The sequence below is a fragment of the Pseudovibrio sp. Tun.PSC04-5.I4 genome (assembly GCF_900104145.1).
In the GTDB taxonomy this organism is placed as follows: domain Bacteria; phylum Pseudomonadota; class Alphaproteobacteria; order Rhizobiales; family Stappiaceae; genus Pseudovibrio.
Map to the genome: position 1 here is coordinate 378,655 of NZ_FNLB01000001.1, position 18,402 is coordinate 397,056.

16 protein-coding genes and 2 pseudogenes are annotated in these 18,402 nt (G+C 49.1%); 13 read left to right on the plus strand and 5 right to left on the minus strand.

Annotated elements, in window-relative coordinates; genetic code table 11:
- Positions 1-95 precede the first annotated feature (95 nt).
- From repB to BLS62_RS31990, 3 genes and pseudogenes are all read right to left on the minus strand, one after another.
- Complete coding sequence (gene repB / locus BLS62_RS01840; RefSeq protein WP_093176069.1) at positions 96-1,142, minus strand: plasmid partitioning protein RepB; 1,047 nt, start codon at positions 1,140-1,142, stop codon at positions 96-98.
- On the minus strand, positions 1,139-2,347 hold the full coding sequence (gene repA, locus BLS62_RS01845; protein WP_093176074.1) for a plasmid partitioning protein RepA: 1,209 nt from the start codon (positions 2,345-2,347) through the stop codon (positions 1,139-1,141). Before repA ends, repB begins: the two co-directional genes overlap by 4 nt.
- A gap of 462 nt (positions 2,348-2,809) precedes the next feature.
- Positions 2,810-3,004: pseudogene (locus tag BLS62_RS31990) on the minus strand (hypothetical protein); the annotation flags it as partial.
- A 257-nt stretch (positions 3,005-3,261) separates the two neighbouring features.
- Here BLS62_RS31990 and BLS62_RS01855 point away from each other — a divergent pair.
- The 6 genes from BLS62_RS01855 to ugpC all read left to right on the plus strand — a co-directional run bounded on the left by BLS62_RS01855 (position 3,262) and on the right by ugpC (position 9,463).
- The gene (locus BLS62_RS01855; RefSeq protein WP_093176083.1) at positions 3,262-4,056 is read left to right on the plus strand and encodes a FadR/GntR family transcriptional regulator; all 795 of its coding nucleotides are present in this window, start codon (positions 3,262-3,264) and stop codon (positions 4,054-4,056) included.
- Complete coding sequence (locus tag BLS62_RS01860) at positions 4,043-5,215, plus strand: aminotransferase class I/II-fold pyridoxal phosphate-dependent enzyme (protein ID WP_093176086.1); 1,173 nt, start codon at positions 4,043-4,045, stop codon at positions 5,213-5,215. The genes BLS62_RS01855 and BLS62_RS01860 overlap by 14 nt, the downstream gene beginning before the upstream one ends.
- Before the next feature lie 46 nt (positions 5,216-5,261).
- Positions 5,262-6,524: an ABC transporter substrate-binding protein gene (locus tag BLS62_RS01865; RefSeq protein ID WP_093176090.1), complete on the plus strand. Its 1,263-nt coding sequence runs from the start codon at positions 5,262-5,264 to the stop codon at positions 6,522-6,524.
- A 76-nt stretch (positions 6,525-6,600) separates the two neighbouring features.
- A complete protein-coding gene (locus BLS62_RS01870; protein ID WP_093176910.1) occupies positions 6,601-7,551 on the plus strand; it encodes a carbohydrate ABC transporter permease in 951 nt (316 codons plus the stop codon).
- 1 nt (position 7,552) lies between these two features.
- Positions 7,553-8,395 carry a carbohydrate ABC transporter permease gene (locus tag BLS62_RS01875; RefSeq protein WP_093176093.1) on the plus strand — a complete coding sequence of 281 codons (843 nt, stop codon included), beginning with the start codon at positions 7,553-7,555 and terminating at the stop codon, positions 8,393-8,395.
- A 9-nt stretch (positions 8,396-8,404) separates the two neighbouring features.
- Positions 8,405-9,463: an ABC transporter ATP-binding protein gene (gene ugpC, locus BLS62_RS01880; RefSeq protein ID WP_093176098.1), complete on the plus strand. Its 1,059-nt coding sequence runs from the start codon at positions 8,405-8,407 to the stop codon at positions 9,461-9,463.
- 16 nt (positions 9,464-9,479) lie between these two features.
- On the opposite strand, the gene BLS62_RS30935 is transcribed toward ugpC, so the two are convergent.
- Positions 9,480-9,650: a hypothetical protein gene (locus BLS62_RS30935; RefSeq protein WP_159436460.1), complete on the minus strand. Its 171-nt coding sequence runs from the start codon at positions 9,648-9,650 to the stop codon at positions 9,480-9,482.
- A 452-nt stretch (positions 9,651-10,102) separates the two neighbouring features.
- Between BLS62_RS30935 and BLS62_RS01885 the strand changes: the two genes are divergently transcribed.
- The 6 genes from BLS62_RS01885 (at position 10,103) to BLS62_RS01910 (ending at position 15,583) form a co-directional block, all read left to right on the plus strand.
- Positions 10,103-10,918 (plus strand): hypothetical protein, encoded by an 816-nt coding sequence (locus tag BLS62_RS01885; RefSeq protein WP_093176102.1) that lies wholly within the window; start codon positions 10,103-10,105, stop codon positions 10,916-10,918.
- An 84-nt stretch (positions 10,919-11,002) separates the two neighbouring features.
- On the plus strand, positions 11,003-11,746 hold the full coding sequence (locus BLS62_RS01890; RefSeq protein WP_093176106.1) for an amino acid ABC transporter ATP-binding protein: 744 nt from the start codon (positions 11,003-11,005) through the stop codon (positions 11,744-11,746).
- A 110-nt stretch (positions 11,747-11,856) separates the two neighbouring features.
- Positions 11,857-12,651: an amino acid ABC transporter permease gene (locus BLS62_RS01895; protein WP_093176110.1), complete on the plus strand. Its 795-nt coding sequence runs from the start codon at positions 11,857-11,859 to the stop codon at positions 12,649-12,651.
- Between the two features lie 49 nt (positions 12,652-12,700).
- Entirely contained in the window at positions 12,701-13,534 is an 834-nt protein-coding gene (locus tag BLS62_RS01900) for a transporter substrate-binding domain-containing protein (RefSeq protein ID WP_093176114.1), read from the plus strand.
- Between the two features lie 114 nt (positions 13,535-13,648).
- On the plus strand, positions 13,649-14,530 hold the full coding sequence (locus BLS62_RS01905) for an amino acid ABC transporter permease (RefSeq protein ID WP_093176119.1): 882 nt from the start codon (positions 13,649-13,651) through the stop codon (positions 14,528-14,530).
- A gap of 135 nt (positions 14,531-14,665) precedes the next feature.
- Positions 14,666-15,583 carry a LysR family transcriptional regulator gene (locus BLS62_RS01910; protein ID WP_280141813.1) on the plus strand — a complete coding sequence of 306 codons (918 nt, stop codon included), beginning with the start codon at positions 14,666-14,668 and terminating at the stop codon, positions 15,581-15,583.
- A gap of 209 nt (positions 15,584-15,792) precedes the next feature.
- On the opposite strand, the pseudogene BLS62_RS01915 reads toward BLS62_RS01910, so the two are convergent.
- Positions 15,793-16,772: pseudogene (locus BLS62_RS01915) on the minus strand (IS5 family transposase).
- Between the two features lie 163 nt (positions 16,773-16,935).
- Between BLS62_RS01915 and BLS62_RS01920 the strand changes: the two are divergent.
- The gene (locus BLS62_RS01920; protein WP_093176127.1) at positions 16,936-18,387 is read left to right on the plus strand and encodes an NAD-dependent succinate-semialdehyde dehydrogenase; all 1,452 of its coding nucleotides are present in this window, start codon (positions 16,936-16,938) and stop codon (positions 18,385-18,387) included.
- Positions 18,388-18,402 lie beyond the last annotated feature (15 nt).

Genomic DNA, 18,402 nt, shown 5'->3' on the forward strand with positions numbered 1-18,402 from the left:
ACATCGAGCGCTATTGTTTGTTTGTACCCTAGAGATTTCGGTCTTGCTGATTGCCGTCAGCAGGGCCGTTTTTCTTTGGGAGGAACGTTATACCGTCATACATCCTCCTTCAGGACTTCAGAGCGAAATTCATCCATCAGATCGGGAAGGCGTTTTTTCAAAAAAGCTGCCAGCTCCGGATCCTTACGTGCATCAATCTGAATACTCAGCGCATTAGGGCCATCTTTGATCAGGATTTGCCGGTTGCCGAGCCAGCTTTTTGCAGCTGTCGCAACAGAACCAGTGGTCACAGTGTTGCTTTCAGCAGATTTGCAGGCCGTCAGAATCGCAGAGAACCGCTCATCACTTGCAGACAGCTCAAAGTCCGCGCTAATCGTCACGGCATCCACACGCGCTTTAAACTTATCGGGTAGATGGCCATTAGTGAAATGTCCGGCCAACTCTTCCCAACGTGGACGGCCAATCTTCGGGGCCGGGCCAATCTCACGAACAAACTCTTCTGGCAGTGCGTTCATCAGTTTCAACAGTTTGGAAACTGTGGTCGCATCCTTGCCGATCGCTTTGGAAATTACGGTTTGCGGAAAGCTTCTCGCCAACCGAGAGGCAAACAACGCCGTCTCAATAAAGGACAGGTTTTTCCGCTCATGGTTTTCCTGACCTTGGGCAATCAGTAAAGCCTCATCAGACAGCTCTTTGATAAACCCGCGCACGGGAATACCCAGATCTTTACAAGCGCGCCACCTGCGGTGACCAAAAGCAATCTGATAACGCCCATCGGCTTCCAGATGTGGGCGGACCAAAATAGGGACTTGCTGGCCACTTGAGGAAATTGAGGCTTTGAGGGTCTCAAAATCTTGATCGTTGGCCACAATCATACGGTCAGCAACAAAGGATGGATCCAGATCAGCCGTGTCCAGCTCATGCGCGACACTGCCCTCCTCCATCATCTGGCGCAGCTTTTCATTTTCCTTCTCAACGTTGGAAAACGTATTGCGCATAGACTTAATGGCCCCGGAAGACACACGTTGCTTTGTAGCAGTTGTCATTGAGGGGGCAGGGGAGCTGGTTTTGGACAGTTCTGCAGGATCTACCCCACCAAACATGGCGCGCATCTTCTTGGAACGATCAGTTGCCTTGTTCATGGACGACCCCATACCTGTTTGATCAGTTGGAACACTTCCGCATTAGCAGCATCGACAGATTCCAGAGCACGATTGAGGGTATCGCGGGTCATATTTCCGCGCTCAACCTCATAAAGGCTCTTCTTCTCAAGTCCTGCATTGGCAATTGCTGTGGTCTCCACAATCGAGGCTGCCAAGACATCCTCACCAAAAAGGCCACGTAAAAGCGCTGCAACGTTCACCTGAGGCACATCGTGCGGTGTATGGCGTGTCAGCAGGTAACGCACAAAATCATGGCTCAGGGTGCCGCCAGCTTCTTCAATCACCGCGAGCAGCTCAGATGTCATGGAAAGGAACTGGTTCATTGAGGATACATCCAGCATGGCCGGATGAACGGTAATGACAATACCTGTCGCGGCATACAGCGCGCCAAGGGTAAGATATCCAAGCTGCGGCGGTGCATCCACCAGAACCACGTCGTAATCATCTTCGACCTCTTTAAGCACGGTTGCCATGCGGCGGAAGAACATTCCATCACCGCGAGACAGCCCCTGAGCAATCGCCTGGGGTGTTTCGTGCTCATACTCCATCAGTTCCAGGTTACCGGGAACAAGATCAAGCCCATCGAAGTAGGTTTTGCGGATAACATGGCTCAGCGGCACGCGCTCATCGTCGTCATAACGGATAGCTGCGTAAAGGGTCTGGTTCTCAGCCACATCGAACTCAGGCTGATAGCCGAACATAGCAGAAAGAGAGGCCTGCGGATCAAGGTCAATTGCCAGTACGCGAAGGCCCTGAAGCGCCAAATAGTGCGCCAAATGCACTGTTGTCGTGGTCTTTGCAGACCCGCCCTTAAAGTTTGCTACAGCCAAAACCTGCATCTTCTCGCCATGGCGGCGGCGCGGATTTAACCGAAGCGAATCTGTAGGGCGTTTTTCTGCTAAATAGCGGCGTAATTCGTTGATCTGGGGGAGGGTATAAATGCGTCTGCCATTATCCAGCCTTTCGGGGATAACTGCCTCACCATTGAGCGAGAGCTGTCGCAAACTGGATTCGGCAATGCCCAAAAGGCCAGCCACTTCGCGCGAAGAGAACGTCTTAAGCCGTTTCATAGCTTCAGGCGGATACATCTTCACCCTTAAGGATTGCAGTTGCCGAGACAACAAGTCAGAATGGCGTGCAATCTTCTCAGAAGAAGTCTCATCTTGTTCAGCAGTGAGCAGCATATTGCCTCTAACCTCTTGTGACGGTTTTGAAGTGCAGACCGTGAATAATCCGTCACAGCGCATCCTTCTCCGTTTCACCTAACCCGTCAATACCTTTATAGTTAACGTAAATTAACTAATATTAAGAGTTTGTTAAGGAACGTTCTAGCTGCAACCTCAAAAACAAACACCAAATTGCCAGATGTTGCGTAACGGACCGTATTTAAAGCAACATTTCCACAATACGGCAAAATTATCTTATTCAGATACAGCTCAAGCTTCCCAAAACTTATATGTCATCGCCATGACGGTTTTTGTGTAAAAATCAACCAAATACCGATTTGACAGATCAACGCTCCAGCAAAACGATTAGGGGCTACATGAATCACTCATAGATTCTCACTGAGTCGCAACGTTTTACAATCCGGAGCCCGGACCACTTATAATTCTGCAGCTAGGACTTCAAGACGTATTAGGGTGATCTCACGTCAATGGAGGAGTTCTGGCGTAAAGATATGCTGCCAGGTTCAGTTTTGTGGCGGGCGTGATGCCACCGATGGCAATGTTTACCCGTTCATTGTTGCAAGCCCACAGCCAATTGACTGCTTCAGCCTGGACTTGGTCAATGTTTTCAAAGCAATTCTGATCCAGCCATTCTTGCCGAACAATCCGATTATAAGGCGTTGACACGCCAACTTCAGGTTGCCGGTTCATTTCGCCTTCAGTGGCCCATAACTGCACCTTACTTATTCCCTGTAATTTGCTCGTTTTCCACCAGAAGAGTCCTCCTCAGGAATACCCAATTATTGCCGGATCTTACTGCTAATTTATGGTGAATTGAGATTTCGAAATACTGACCAGAACAAATTTTCAACAATGTCCGACATTAAAACTTTACATTGTCGGACATTGTTTGCATGGTGTAGGAGACTTAAATGTTAACGAACAAACCAAGTGACCAGATGCCCGACGCAAATGATAAAAAACGCCAGGATGCATCACGCGAAGCGGTGATGAAGGAAGCAGCAAAGCGCTGCATCTCTCATCGTACAGGGAACCGTGGACAAGAAGTATTGAACGCGCTTGTCGAAATTATCGAAGCGGCAAACCTGAAAGTTGGTGATCGTCTGCCATCCGAAAAGGAACTTGCGAGTTCGCTTCATGTTGGGCGTTCAAGCATTCGCGAAGCTCTTACCGCATGGCAGCGCATGGGCATTATTGTACGCAACAAAGGGGCGGGCACACGACTATCAGCGGACGTAAACGGCAATGGCAGCCACAAACCGGTAACGATCCAGGTGGAAGCTCAGGGCTTGATGCGCACCTTGGCTGTGCGGTGGCCATTGGAGCTTGAAGCAGCCCGGCTGGCCGTTCTTAACGGTACCGAAAAAGACATGCGTATCATCGACGCGCGTTGCGAAGAATTATTGGCAATTTATGAGGCCGGCGAAAACTGGTTTGAAGCCGACAATAGGTTCCATGCTGCCATTCATGATGCTTCTGGGAATCCACTGTTTAACCAACTGATAAAGCAACTACACGCGGCTTTTCACGACACTTACGAAGCTCCATTTGACCAACCGCAAATGGCTGACCATAGCATTCCAATCCATCGGGAGCTAGCAGATGCCATCATCGCAAGAGATTGGGAGAGGACTAATGCTGTGATGACCGAGATTTTCTCGATTGTCGAAGCTGAAGTCATCAAAGTATTGCATGACGAAGAATAAGAATACGACAGAAGACCAGCTATCACTGGCAACTCAACTTGCTACTGCTTATGACGATCCGTCAGGTAGTATCACGCCGCCGCTCTACCAAAGCTCTCTGTTTAGTTTTGAGAACTTTCAGACATTTAAAGATACGATGGCTGGACAGCACCAGCAGTACCTTTATACGCGCGTGGCCAATCCAACCGTTAATGCTTTCGAGACTATGATGGCAAAGGCTGAAGGAGCGGAGGCCGGAGTCGCTTTTTCCTCAGGTATGGCCGCCATCAGCTCCACCCTCATGGCATTTGTTAAGTCAGGTGATCATGTTGCGTGTGTTGAGCATGTCTACCCAGATGCCTATCGCTTCTTCGAAAAGATTTTGCGTCCCTTCGGTGTCGACATCACCTATCATTCTGTTCAAGATTTTGAAAACGACCCTGAGCTGTTGGCGGGATGTCGTGTCGCATATCTGGAAAGCCCTAATAGTGTTTTGCTGCAGGCGATGGACCTTCCCAAAGTCGCAGCTCATGCCAAACGTCATGGGGCAATGACAATAATTGACAACAGCTGGGCAACTCCAATTTTTCAACGTCCGTTGGAACTGGGCATAGATGTTGTTGTGCATTCAGCTTCAAAATACATCTCAGGTCACTCAGACGTGGTGGCTGGTGTCACGGTATCAAGCCAAGAGAATATTCAAGCAATTCGTGAGCTCACTTTGCCGCTGCTGGGAGGCAAGCTGGCACCGTTCGAGGCATGGTTGTTGGTGCGTGGCTTACGCACACTCAATGCACGTATGAAAAATCATGAAGCCACGGCAAATCTATTTATCGACCGGCTGACATCGCACAAAGCTGTCAACGCAGTTCATTCACCCGTTCCAAATTCGGTTCCCGGCCTCAGTGGTCGCTCTGGTCTTCTATCAATTGAGTTCGATCGCTCCGTCAACATCGAAAAGCTAGTTGATCAACTGGAGCATTTCCAACTTGGCGTGAGCTGGGGCGGATTTGAGAGTCTTGTACTGCCATCCAAAGTGAGTCTTGCGCAAAAGGGAGAGCAGAATTCACTTCAGCGCTTCGGAGTGCCTGACACAATCATTCGCGTCAGTCTTGGCTTGGAAGATGCGGAAGATCTTTGGAAAGATTTCGAGGGCGCTTTGGAGGAAAGCGTCAACTAACCATCCGAAAATACACAACCTATGTTTCCATAATTGGGAGGAAAACATGAAAAAACTTGCTCTGGGCCTATCTACTGTAGCCTGTCTTATGGCTGGGACCGCATTGGCGGAAACCAACCTCAAACTCGTGGAAGTAATCACCAGCCCGGCACGTACCGAAGTGCTGAAGGGAATGGTTGCTGAATACGAAAAAGCCCATCCGGGTGTAAGTGTTGAAATCGTATCTCTGCCTTGGGGACAAGCTTTTGAGAAGCTTGCAACAATGGTTGGTGGCGGTGATGCGCCTGACCTGGTGGAAATGCCAGACAAATGGCAGGCCCTATATGCCAACGCTGATCTCCTGACCGATCTCGAAGATAACATCAAGAATTGGGAGTACGGCGCGACTCTTACAGACAAAACCATGGCGATGGCTCGTCAGTCCGGGGGGGCTGCCTATTCCATTCCCTATGGTTTCTATCTGCGCGCTATGTTTTACAACAAAAAGCTTCTGAAAGAGGCTGGCGTTGAAACACCACCTGTCACAATGGCAGAGTTTAAAGATGCTTCTGAAAAAGTATCTAAGCTCGATGGCAAATACGGTTACTGCTTGCGCGGCGGCGCTGGTGGCCTTGGTGCATGGTTTATGTATGCAGCTGCAATGAATGGCACAGCTGACTTTTTCGATGAAAATGGCAAGAGCACCATCAACCAACCGGGCTCTGTTGAAGGATTGCAGTATCTGATCGACCTCTACAAAGACGGTTCGGCGCCGAAAGATTCTGTAAACTGGGGCTTCAACGAAATCGTCGCTGGTTTCTATTCTGGTACCTGTGCGTTCTTGGATCAGGACCCTGATGCATTGCCAGCCGTTGCTAAACGTATGCCTGCTGAAGACTTTGCTGTTATGCCGATGCCTGTTGGCCCATCAGGAAAAGCCTACCCAACCATTGGTTTTGCAGGATGGTCCATCTTCAAAAACTCCGAGCATCAGAAAGAAAGCTGGGATCTTCTTGGCCATATTTCATCACCGGAGAACAACAAGACTTGGGCTCGGCATGTTGGCGTAATTCCAATCCATGCGGGTGCGGAGCAAGACGACTACTACAAAACTGAGCAGTTTAAAGGCTGGTTCACTGAACTTAACAGCGCTCAGTTTGAACCAATCGTTTTGCCAACCTATCTGGAACAATATGGTTACTTCGTAAGCACGTTGGCTCTGGAAACCAGCCAACAGGCGTTGCTTGGCGATTTATCTGCACAGGAACTTGCAGATAACTGGGCTGAATTCTTGAATGAAGAATATGCCAACTGGAAAGCGAAACAGTAACGCTTATCACAGTCAAAAAACGATCCCTGAGTTTCTCAGGGATCCCCTTTCCAGAGCAATAAACGGCTGTTCCGATATGACTGAAACACTCTCGGGCTTAAGTACAGAAAGACCTCCAGAGAAGGCAGTGAAGCAAGGCCGTATAGGCCTCACGCTTTCCTACCTTCTCGAGCCTTATCTCTATCTCTCGCCCGCGCTCATCCTGATTTCCTTGGTCATTCTCGTCCCACTGGTCATCGGCATATCCTATTCCTTCCAATCGATCTCTCTCTTGCAACCATTTAAAACGGGATGGGTTGGACTGGATAATTATCGTGACCTTTTCAGTGACACGAAATTTCTGGTTGCCGCAAAGAACACATTCTGGTGGACGTTTTACTGCGTGGCCATGCAGTTTCTGCTAGGTCTAGGGCTGGCAATGCTGCTCAACACACGCTTTCATGGAAAGAAGATTGTTCAGGCCTTGGTGTTTCTACCTTGGGCAGTCCCAACCTTGCTTTCAGCACTGACTTGGGCTTGGTTGTTTAACCCTATCATCGGCCCAATACCACATTGGTTGACTGCACTTGGTATTCTGCCTGAGCCGTTCAATATCCTCGGTGATAGATCGCTGGCCTTGTGGGGTCCGATTATTGCAAACATCTGGTTTGGAATTCCCTTTTTCGCGATCACCTTGCTGGCCGCATTGCAATCTATTCCTTCAGATATGTATGAGGCCGCAGATATTGATGGGGCGACAGCGTGGCAACGTTTCTCCAAAATCACGCTACCGTTTCTGGCCCCGATGATCGCCATTACAGTTATGCTGCGCACCATCTGGATCGCAAACTTTGCAGATCTGATCTACGTGATGACCGGCGGCGGTCCAGCGAACTCCACGCAGATCCTGTCTTCCTATGTATTTACAACAGCCTTTCGAAAACTGGATTTTGGGTACGCCTCGACAGTGGCCGTCGTTCTACTGCTCCTGATGATGCTTTATGCAATCATCCTTTTGAAACTGCGCCAGAAATTCGTGAAGGTATAATATGTACCGAAACCGTTCTTTCAAGTTTTTAGCCACCACTGGCAAGTATACTGCCTTGGCACTCTATGTCATATTTGCAATGTTTCCGCTCTATTGGCTTCTGAAAATAAGCCTCACGCCTGATCAACTTATCTTCACTGACGGTACTGCACTCTGGCCAAGCACGTTGACTATTGAAAATTTCAAGTCAGTTATTTTTTACACTGACTTCATGTCTTATTTCAAAAACAGTGTGTTTGTGTCCCTGGGAACGGCACTAATAACAACATTGATTGCAGCTGCTGCTGGCTACGCCTTTTCCAGGTTTCACTTCAAGGGAAAGAAGTACATCATCGTGGCGATGTTGTTGACGCAAATGTTCCCTCTGCTGATGATCATCTCCCCTATCTATAAGACTTTCGCATCCTTGGGATTGCTCAACACGCTGACCAGTCTTGTCATCGTCTACACTGCATTCAACGTACCATTCGCAACCTTCCTGATGCAGTCGTTCTTCGATGGCATCCCGCAGGATTTGGAAGAGGCCGCGATGACAGATGGAGCTACTCGCTTTCAGGCATTGCGAAAAGTGATCTTCCCGCTCACGTTGCCTGGCCTTGCTGCAACATTGGGCTTTGTCTTCACGGCTGCATGGAGCGAGTTACTGTTTGCTCTCATGTTGACCAACTCAAACGATAAGATGACGTTCCCTGTCGGTTTGCTAACCTTTGTCTCCAAGTTCTCCGTGGACTGGGGGCAGATGATGGCGGCCGGAACGTTGGCGCTGATCCCAAGTTGCCTCTTCTTTTTCTTCATTCAACGATATCTCGTCCAGGGTCTTACCTCTGGCGCTGTGAAAGGGTAGGGGGTTCCCATGGCTTCCATTCAACTCAAAGATATTTCCAAGGCGTATGATTCAGTCGAGGTCCTGCACAACATCAATTTGAACATTGCCGAAGGTGAGTTCATCGTTCTCGTGGGACCATCAGGCTGCGGTAAATCCACTTTATTGCGGATGATTGCCGGGCTGGAGCCGATCACCAGCGGTGACATGTACATTGACAATGAGCGTGTGAACGAGATGCGCCCCCGTGATCGCGACATTGCAATGGTGTTCCAATCCTACGCACTTTACCCGCATATGACGGTCGAGCGGAATATGGGTTTTAGTCTGGAGTTGCTCGGTGCTGATAAAGAGTTGCGTAAGGAACGTGTACTCGACGCGGCCAAAATTCTGGGTCTGGAGCCTTATCTGCAACGCTTACCACGCGCTCTGTCTGGCGGCCAACGCCAACGCGTTGCAATGGGGCGTGCGATTATTCGTGATCCGAAGGCGTTTTTGTTTGATGAGCCGCTCTCAAATCTTGACGCAGCGCTGCGTGTGGAAATGCGTCTGGAAATTGCCAAACTGCATAAGCGCCTTTCCTCAACCATGGTGTATGTGACCCATGATCAGGTGGAGGCCCTTACTCTTGCGGACCGCATTGTGGTGCTAAATGGTGGACACATTCAGCAGATCGGCACCCCGATGGATCTGTATGAAACTCCAGCGAACCTCTTCGTTGCCCAATTTATTGGCTCTCCGAACATGAATATCTTGGAAGCAGACCGGTTCGCAGAAGAGACGGCAAACATCGTCATCCCAACAGCGCTTCAGGGAAGTGCCACAAAGTTTGGCATTCGTCCTGAGCATGTAAAGATTGTTGAGATCGATGGCTCTGATACTGATGGGATATGGCATATCAAAGGCGAAGTTGTGGTCGTTGAGCGCCTTGGTTCCGATGCCAATATTTATCTCGATGCAGGGAAACTAGGACTGTTTCTCGCTCGTCATCATGGGGATGTTGATTTCAAAAGCGGCACTGAAGTGTCGCTTTGCTTTGACTTGGAAAAAGCCCACTACTTCGACGAGGATGGGCAAGCCATTCGCTAAAATAAATTGGCGATCATTACTGGTCGCCAATTTCATCGATTTTGTTGCGTGAATGCGCTTCTGGCGAATCTTCACTTTGGCCTGAACCTCGATTTCGGCAATATGCTCCAAGTTGACCCGTGAAGATGTTGGTGATGGAGCCTATGATCACATAGGCAGTCGCAAAGATCTGGAGCGTCGTGAGCACTATTCCGCCGCCCCAAAATGGCTGAATCCTGTGCTTAGGTTGAGATCAATCCGCGCGTGCGATTAGGATATTCTTGCAAGTTAAACTCAGTTAAAGATGAATTGGCAGAAGCAACCCGGCTAGGTCAATGTGCTCGTGTGGAAACCATGATGACCCGCCATAAGTAGGTCGCCTTTAACAAGCTCAAATTATGAGAGTTCAGTTCGCAAAGATCGGAAGCGAAAATTGGCACCCTCGTTTCTATCCAATATGCAAAAGCTAAAAACCAACTCCTCCCTGCGATAAGACACCATTAGAATATCTAATATGCAAATTAGGAGATGTAGATTTTAATTATTCAATTTCCAGAATACATTCAAGCTACTAAGCAGAACCGGGCAAGTGATATCCAGGGTTTCTACTAGGAGTTATGCCATCTGGATCAACAGCCGGACGGCTTGTTGGGAGTCCATATGATTAAACACTCAGAACATACCCACTTTGATGCCCTCGAGCTAACTCGCAATTTACCGGCTGATTTAATCAGTCAAATTCCTGTACTCATGGTCAATCGGCAAGGTAATACCGACAGGTCTTTCATGCGCACAGAAAATTTCCTCGGGTACGCAGAGCCTGGAAAAACATACCGCCTTAGCTTCAACGGTATGATGCGCACTGATTTTCACGATAATTTTGTGCTTTCGGCGGCGGCTGAGCCAGATCATTTAGAACTCAAAGGCGAGTGGAACGAAAAAATAGATCTCATCAGAGATGAAGCTAACATTCTGGGCGGGAATGGAAAGTATACTTTGCCGGAGGGGGCGGACGCTCTTCGTGTACCTGTTGCCGAAGCCACTCCGGAGCATCTGGCTTACTACGATAGCCGTCTGGTGCGTGTTGGTGATCTTCTGTCTTTCAATTCCACAGGTAATCTGCCTGTGACGGTTACGTCTGTTGGACCTGACTATAGCAGTGGGTATCTTCTGGACGAAAGTAAGGGCGGAGGAGCCTACCTTGAGGTTCATGACCGTCCTCATTTTCACATGCCATTGGATGAAGAGGCAGGTGGGCACCTGATCCTGGGCAAAAAAGGCCCTGATGGAATCAACAGGATTACAGCGTTTAAAGTGCCATTTGGTTATGGTATTCTGATGTCTCCTTGGGCAATTCATAGTGATGCCTATCTGGTTGGCAGGTATATGGTGATTTATTCCGCGACTCCGAAGTTCTCGACAGTTATTATCCGGAACATAGACGGTTCCTTGGCTCCGATTATTATTGAGGCGTAACGCTCAGTCCCGTAACCTAAAGCGACGTCAAAGATTTGCTCTTCGTTCCGGTCCGGAGTTTCGCGAGCATTAAGGGATGAAAGAATGCAAAAAGATCCGATAATCAGCCTCCGTAATGTGCAAAAATATTATGGCTCCTTTCAAGCGCTGAAGGACATCAACCTTGAAGTGCTCCCGGGTGAGAAAATGGTTGTTTGCGGGCCGTCCGGCTCCGGTAAATCTACAATGATCCGTTGTATCAACCGTCTGGAAGAGCACGACGGCGGACAGATCATCGTTGATGGCGTGGAACTAAATGAGGACACTGCGAACATTAATAGCGTACGGCGCGAAGTTGGTATGGTGTTCCAGCAGTTTAATCTCTTTCCGCATTTAACAGTCCTGCAAAACTTGACGCTTGGTCCCATGCGTGTGCGGAAGGTTTCAGCCGAACAGGCGCGTGAAACCGCAATGAAATACCTAGAACGGGTTTACATTCCCGAACAGGCGAATAAATTCCCCGATCAATTGTCGGGCGGCCAGCAACAACGCGTGGCTATTGCACGATCTTTGTGTATGGAACCTGACATCTTGCTATTCGATGAGCCGACTTCTGCTCTTGATCCAGAGATGATAAATGAAGTTCTTGATGTGATGTCAGAGCTAGCTGAAACAGGTATGACCATGGTTTGTGTAACACACGAAATGGGATTTGCCCGCCGCGTTGCAGATAAGATGGTCTTCATGGAGAACGGGCAGATTATTGAGATGTCGAAGCCGGAACAGTTCTTTACCAACCCTTCCAGTGAGCGCTGTCGCACTTTTCTCGATCAGATCCTTACGCACTAATTCAGGAACGTTAGAGCATGAGGAATTCGTTAGCGAAGGACGCCCACCAGAGGTTAACGTGTTCCAAATTAAATCTGCCCTGTTTTGAGTGAACATTGAGCACCGCCAATATGAATTTCAAAAGAATACTTACATCAGATACCGCTTCGTGGCTTCAATACCTGTTTATTGTCGGAATTATAGGCTGGCTTGCCTACGATGGCGCGCAATCTATGGGGTATAATTGGCAATGGTATCGTGTGCCGCAATTCTTCTACAAATTCACTGAGGACGGCTTCCAATGGGGTGAGATCCCCAAAGGTGTAATTGCAACCATCGTTTTGTCTAGCCTTGCGTTTTTGCTGGCAAGTGCGCTGGGGTTGTTAATTGCGGTTACTCGTCTCTCCGACCTGCCGATTGGGTCTGCACTCTCCATTGGCTTTTTGGAGCTTATCCGCAACACACCACTTCTTGTTTTGCTCTATGTGTTTTATTACGTTATGGGACCGATATTCGGATTATCGCGTTATGTCGCGGCAGTTCTTTGTCTTGGGGTCTTTCACGGAGCACTGATTTCTGAGATTTTTCGTGCAGGTATTAACGCAGTGCCAAGAGGCCAGTGGGAGGCAGCCCGCTCCATTGGCCTGACCACGTTGCAGGTCTACAGATATATTGTTCTGCCACAAGCGCTTCGACTGGTGTTGCCGCCGCTAACCGGAGAGATTATCCATGTCATCAAATCCTCAGCCATTGTCAGCGTAATTGCTGTTCTGGAGCTCACGACCATCGGCCGCAATATCATTTCCGACACTTACATGAGCTTCGAAATTTGGTTCACCATTGCATTAGTTTACCTAGCCCTCACCCTAACTCTTTCGATTTTTGTCGGACGTTTGGAACTCAAGATTTCGAGCTCGACAAGATAACCAACAATAAGAAGAAGAAAACTTCCTATCGCATTTTTCCGGAGGTACTATGACTTATAAATTCAACTTATCTGGTTTGGTTCTGGGAGTGCTGGCCGCAGTTTCTCTTGCCGGCCCGGCACAAGCACAACAGGCCCGCAAAGCCCTGTCTCAGGACAGTGTAATCGAAGAAATCAAAGAACGTGGCGCGATCAAAATCGGCCTGTCCTTGTTCAAGCCCTGGTCAATGCGCGACAAAAACGGAGAGTTGATCGGCTTTGAACCGGATGTAGGGCGCGAGCTTGCGAAAGACATGGGGGTCGACGCTGAGTTCATTCCAGTCTCCTGGGACGGAATTATCCCTGCTCTCGTCTCTGGCAAGTTTGATGTCATTATTTCAGGCATGACGGTTACCACGCAGCGCAACCTAACAGTCAACTTCACAACACCCTATGCCTATTCTGGAAATACGATTTATTCCAATATTTCTATGACAAAGGACTTCACTGAAGAAGACTACAACAAATCAACAACAATATTCGCCGCACGCCGGGGCGGGACACCTGCTGCAGCAATCGCAAGAGCATTTCCGAATGCACAGCTGCTGCAGTTTGATGAAGACGGTGCAGCCACCCAGGAAGTCCTTAATGGAAATGCGCACGCCACAATGGGTGCAGAGCCAACACCAACTTATGACGTGACCAAGTACCCAGAAGTCCTGCATATCCCGTTTGATAAGATTTATTCCCAATCAGGTGAAGCCTTTGCTCTTCGAAAGGGAGACCCTGATGGATTGAGTTTCTTCAACAACTGGATCGCTGCAAAACGGCGTGAAGGCTTCCTGAAGGAGCGTCAGGATTTCTGGTTCCGTTCTGTAAGCTGGGAAGAGCAAGTCAATCAGTGAGGGTGATTAGTCCTGATTGAATAGGGCAAATATATCTTCGGGGCGTGGGGAAACCAGAGGGCACGTTCCGAAGAATTTTATTTCAGAACTGACTGTGTTCTGACGAGGGAATTGATGGCAAAATTATTCAAAAAACTGCATTGGGCGGATGCACTCATCATTGTAGCGCTGACAGTTTTTGTCGCGACCATATGGCTGCGCATTGATGGAACGCTAAATTACAAGTGGAACTGGTCCATCATTCCCCGTTACATCATTCGCTGGGACGAGCACGAAGGTGTGTGGGTCGCCAATATTCTCCTCCAGGGGCTAATTTCAACGATACGTGTCAGCATTTATGCAGGCATACTGGCCGTGATTATCGGGGTTCTTCTGGGCATAGCGCGTTGCGCACAGAACCTGACCCTCAGATTACTCGCACGGACCTATGTTGAGTGCCTGCGAAATATCCCACCCATCGTTGTTATTTTCATCTTCTACTTTTTTCTCTCGGAGCAAGTTGTAAGTGCATTCGGCATCGAAAAATGGGCTCGCGGTATCGCACGTTCGGAAAACCCCGAGGTCTGGAGTTTCTTTTTTGGAGACATGCGTCATTTTCCTTCTCTCATTTCGGGTGTTGTCGTCCTGGCAATGTTCGAAAGCGCTTTCGTGGGCGAGATTGTGCGCTCGGGCATCCAGTCTGTCGGCATTGGGCAGCGAGAGGCAGCGCGTGCACTTGGCTTAGGCTGGGTCGATGAGATGCGGTTTGTTGTTTTGCCGCAAGCAATCAAACGGGTATTACCTCCGCTCGCCAATCAGTTTATCACTCTGGTGAAGGACAGCTCAATAATTTCTCTGATCGCGATTCAGGAACTAACCTACAAAACATCTGAGCTTGTTGTATCCACACGCGCCATATTTGAGGCATGGCTCACAACGGCTGCATTTTACTTCATAATATGCTTTAGTCTTTCAATGCTATTCAGAAAATTTGAAAAGAAACGATCTGCGACTTAGTGTGGCTGGGCAAAGGCATTCCTGTTTCAGTCAGCAACTTCAGCATGGTTAAAATGCCTGGAGCTCGTAAACTCCTTTGTATTTCGTATTTTGACTTGAACTATCCAACAATGAAAGTGCAGTCAGGGAAGTCCGGTGGGTTTATTACCTTCAGAAAAAGTATTCCGAATATTTGAAATCTGCTCCATGTATCAAAATTTTACTGCAGCAGCGGAACATCTTGGCATTTCGCAGGGCGCAGTAAGTCAGCAAATCAAGGCGCTGGAATACGCTTTGGGTGTCGAACTGTTTATCCGGAAAGGCCGTCACGTCATTTTGTCACCCGTGGGAAGTAGGGTCCTAGAAGCTCAAAAAAGAGCCTTTGAAGGCATTCGTCAGGCCACACAGATCGGCCAGGAGGAGCAGAGAAAGTCAAACCTTTCCATATTGGTGCATCCAGGTTTTTCCGTGCGCTGGCTATTGCCGCGTTTGAGTGAGTTTCAATTGGAAAACCCTGATGTCAATCTGACGATTATGACCGCGACGGACCTTGCAGATTTTCGCGACTTCACCGCTGATGCAGCTATTTTGTACACTCCTCTTCAACAGCAAGACTGGTTGTCTCAGGACTTCCTCATTCCCGTCGCATCACCGGAATTCATGGCTACGCATGAACTCAACGAATTGTCACAGGAAGCCGCGGTTCAGAAAATGGTGTCCCTCCCTATGCTTGGGGAAGCTCCAACCCATACGAATGACACATGGGAAACATGGGCCAATGAAGGCAAGTTACAAATTCCGTTGGACCAGATTCAACGGTTCCCCCATTCAAACATGAGTTTGCTCCTTTCTGAACTTGGGCAAGGAATTGCAATGGGCCGCTGGTGCCTGATTGCAGATGCGTTAAATTCGGGAATCCTTGTCCCAGTTGTAAAGAAAAGGGTGAAGGCAAATGCCGGATACCTTCTGTATGCCAATCCCAATAGAGGGCAGAATTGCGGTTTAAGCAGGTTCGAAGATTGGCTGAAACAAGCTATGCAAAGCTTGAAAAATGAGAGCTCCCTCAACTGCTAGGGATAATTTTTTGAAAGCTGAAATTTTGGCCGGGATGCAGATTGACAGTAACCGTCTGCTCATGCCCGAAGAATTGGCCTCACCGCTCCGATTAGAGGTGATCCCGCATGTTTGGACAGTTGAACGCCGTTTATGAGTGGATTCGCTCCAATTAGGGGCCTTGTTGCAGAAAGAAAGTTCAGCTTACAGCTCGGCCTTACCCGCTCAACTCAGGTCGCATTGACGCGTTCGAACGTCGGCCGTTCAAGGTCTGTCATCCGATTGAGGACAGAGACATTGATTTTGGCCTCCGTCTTCTGGTTCGCAAACTTACGGGACTTCAAACTTGTCCCGATGATTTGTTTATAGCGCGCCATCAAGGTCTCGCCTCTTGAACGCCGCCCATACTCTTTCTGCTTCTGCCACCCTATTCTACCATGTTTCTCAATGAGAAGAATTTCTCGGTCACGGGCCGTAGGAGCGGTCGCAGCCTCTGGGCTGGGGATTGCTGTTTTGGGCGGCGGTATGATGACCTCAACGCCGTCAAAACGGTCAGCTATTTCCTGGCGTGTCGGAGTGCCATCATAAGCTCCATCACCGAGAACCGTGCCAACCGATCCCTCTATCTGGTCCAGAAAATCCGGCACAACAGTTGGATCGCCAACGGTATCTTCCGTCAGTTCAGAACAGATAATTTTGCCGGTATCCAGGTCCAAACCAAGGTGAAGTTTGCGCTGTTTTCTGCGTTTCTTCTTGGTTCCGTGTTTGTTTTCCTGCCACTCACCAGCCCCAAACATCTTTATACCCGTGCTATCGATCACAAGAGTTGTCGGGCCAGTATCCTTTTCAGATTTGACTTTGGAAGGGTACAACCCACCAGCTCTACGTGACAGGGTGCTATAGTCAGGAACAGCCAAATCAAGCCCCATCAAAGCGAACATTGACTGAACAAATCATTGTGTCTGCCGCAAAGCTAAACCAAACACGGATTTGACACTCAAACAGGTTTCAATGGCAAGATCTAAATACTTGGCGGGTCTCCCGCTACGGTTGCTCACTGGTGCGAGCCAGGCACGGCAACGCTGTCTTTAACCCAGACTGTGATGTCTCCACGCCGACGCAGGCTTTCATTACACTCCGACCAGTTCGTCACCTTATATTCGATTTTCGCGACCTTGTGACGACGGTCGGCATTGTGTTCAAACGGCATAAAGGAAGTCTTCAAAAAAGAGATTTTCAGAGAAGGTACACTTCATCCGGGGAATATTGCAACAACGCCATCGAGCTTAACGGAACATGAACTGAATGGGGGTCTATCTGGTTCCCATTCTTTTCCAGCACTGATGAATTATAAAAGATAAGGGGGCGTCACCATGGACCTGAAGTTAAACAACCCAAGCCTGTTGCAATCTGGGGCGTATATTGATGGCAGTTTTGTATCTAAAGACAAAACATTTCCAGTCACCAACCCAGCAACGGGTGAGGTAATTGCTACTGTTTCTGATTGCGCACACAGTGATGTTGCAGATGCGGTCACCGCAGCCAAAACCGCGCAAAAAGCATGGGGCAAACGGACAGGCAAGGATCGCTCGCAGGTTCTGCGCCGCTGGTATGAACTGCTGGTAGAAAATGCAGATGATCTCGCCACTCTTTTGACAGCGGAAATGGGGAAGCCGCTTGCAGAGGCAAAAGGAGAAGTCCTTTACGGCGCCAACTTTATTGAGTGGTTTGCTGAGGAAGCAAAGCGCGTTTACGGCGACACCATTCCCGGCCATCAGGAAGACAAACGCATTATGGTCATCAAACAGCCTGTTGGGGTTGTTGGGGCTATCACACCGTGGAATTTTCCCAATGCGATGATCACCCGCAAAGCCGCGCCTGCCCTGGCTGCAGGCTGTGCGATGATTGTTAAACCGGCAGCAGAAACACCACTTTCAGCGCTTGCACTGGCGTATCTGGCAGAGCAGGCAGGCCTCCCGAAAGGTGTGCTGAGCATCCTGCCATCCACCAGCGCAGCGGAGATTGGCGAAGAGTTGTGCAGCAACGATACTGTGCGGAAGATCAGCTTCACCGGGTCTACCAATGTGGGCCGCATTTTAATGCGCCAGAGCGCGGATCAAATCAAAAAGCTGTCCTTAGAGCTGGGCGGCAATGCGCCCTTTATCGTCTTTGATGATGCGGATCTGGATAAGGCGGTTGAAGGGGCTTTGATTTCCAAGTTCCGGAATGCTGGACAGACCTGTGTTTGTTCCAACCGCATTTACGTGCAGGACGGCGTTTATGATGCCTTTGCCGAGAAGCTCTCCATTGCCGTTGCCGGGCTGAAAGTTGGCGACGGGTTTGAGGCTGGTGTCACCATTGGCCCGCTGATCACCGAGGCTGCGGTTCAAAAAGTGGAATCGCACATCAAAAACGCAGTCGAAAACGGGGCTCGGATCGTTTGCGGCGGACAGCGCAGTGTTGAAGGCGGAACCTTCTTCCAGCCGACCATTCTTGCAGATGTCACCAGTAAGATGGATGTGGCAAAGCAGGAAACGTTTGGCCCGCTCGCACCCCTGTTCCGCTTCAAGGACGTGGATGAAGCGATTGAAGCGGCCAACGACACCGAGTTTGGCCTTGCCTCCTACTTTTACAGCAATGACCTCTCCACCGTTTTCAAAGTCGCGGAAGAGTTGGAATACGGCATGGTTGGCGTCAATACAGGCCTGATCTCCACGGAAGTTGCGCCATTTGGCGGCATCAAGCAATCCGGTCTGGGTCGCGAAGGCTCAAAGTACGGCATCGAAGACTATGTCGAGATGAAGTACATCTGCCTCAGCGTTTAAGAGCAAGCTGTAAGG

What these genes read in the sequence shown, in the direction of transcription:
- repB (WP_093176069.1), bottom strand. Translation starts at nt 1,142, where the DNA reads ATGAACAAGGCAACTGATCGTTCCAAGAAGATGCGCGCCATGTTTGGT.
- repA (WP_093176074.1), bottom strand. Translation starts at nt 2,347, where the DNA reads ATGCTGCTCACTGCTGAACAAGATGAGACTTCTTCTGAGAAGATTGCA.
- BLS62_RS01855 (WP_093176083.1), top strand. Translation starts at nt 3,262, where the DNA reads ATGTTAACGAACAAACCAAGTGACCAGATGCCCGACGCAAATGATAAA.
- BLS62_RS01860 (WP_093176086.1), top strand. Translation starts at nt 4,043, where the DNA reads ATGACGAAGAATAAGAATACGACAGAAGACCAGCTATCACTGGCAACT.
- BLS62_RS01865 (WP_093176090.1), top strand. Translation starts at nt 5,262, where the DNA reads ATGAAAAAACTTGCTCTGGGCCTATCTACTGTAGCCTGTCTTATGGCT.
- BLS62_RS01870 (WP_093176910.1), top strand. Translation starts at nt 6,601, where the DNA reads ATGACTGAAACACTCTCGGGCTTAAGTACAGAAAGACCTCCAGAGAAG.
- BLS62_RS01875 (WP_093176093.1), top strand. Translation starts at nt 7,553, where the DNA reads ATGTACCGAAACCGTTCTTTCAAGTTTTTAGCCACCACTGGCAAGTAT.
- ugpC (WP_093176098.1), top strand. Translation starts at nt 8,405, where the DNA reads ATGGCTTCCATTCAACTCAAAGATATTTCCAAGGCGTATGATTCAGTC.
- BLS62_RS01885 (WP_093176102.1), top strand. Translation starts at nt 10,103, where the DNA reads ATGATTAAACACTCAGAACATACCCACTTTGATGCCCTCGAGCTAACT.
- BLS62_RS01890 (WP_093176106.1), top strand. Translation starts at nt 11,003, where the DNA reads ATGCAAAAAGATCCGATAATCAGCCTCCGTAATGTGCAAAAATATTAT.
- BLS62_RS01895 (WP_093176110.1), top strand. Translation starts at nt 11,857, where the DNA reads ATGAATTTCAAAAGAATACTTACATCAGATACCGCTTCGTGGCTTCAA.
- BLS62_RS01900 (WP_093176114.1), top strand. Translation starts at nt 12,701, where the DNA reads ATGACTTATAAATTCAACTTATCTGGTTTGGTTCTGGGAGTGCTGGCC.
- BLS62_RS01905 (WP_093176119.1), top strand. Translation starts at nt 13,649, where the DNA reads ATGGCAAAATTATTCAAAAAACTGCATTGGGCGGATGCACTCATCATT.
- BLS62_RS01920 (WP_093176127.1), top strand. Translation starts at nt 16,936, where the DNA reads ATGGACCTGAAGTTAAACAACCCAAGCCTGTTGCAATCTGGGGCGTAT.